The sequence below is a fragment of the Mesorhizobium sp. M7A.F.Ca.US.010.02.1.1 genome, from assembly GCF_004023085.1.
GTDB lineage: Bacteria > Pseudomonadota > Alphaproteobacteria > Rhizobiales > Rhizobiaceae > Mesorhizobium.
In genome coordinates, this window is the sequence record NZ_RZRV01000153.1 from 1 (window position 1) to 328 (window position 328).

The 328-nt window shown below is 63.1% G+C and carries 1 pseudogene; it reads right to left on the reverse strand.

The annotated features are described in order from the left end of the window. Positions 1 to 160: 160 nt before the first annotated feature. Positions 161 to 328 (reverse strand): annotated as a pseudogene (locus EOA19_RS36340) (MFS transporter); the annotation flags it as partial.

Genomic DNA, 328 nt, shown 5'->3' on the forward strand with positions numbered 1-328 from the left:
CAGTTTTGACCCACTGGCGGCTCTGCGGCCGGAAATGCTTTGGGCTCTTTCCGTACTGCCGGCAAACTGCCGGTCGCGGTCAAATTCCAATATAGGCCCAACGGGCAGCGCGGCGAGCTTGCGCCGGATCAATTGCTTGGGCAGCGATCTGCCGCCGCTGTCATGTTGCCCTCCTCGCGGACGGATGAGCCTCGGTTTCGCTCATCACAACAGCCACGACCACCCCTGAGAGAAACGTCAGCGCGGCGATCGATGTGATCGCCCATGATAGCCCGAAGCTGTCGGCGATGAGGCCGGCGGAGAGCGCGCCGATCGCGTAGCCGAGATC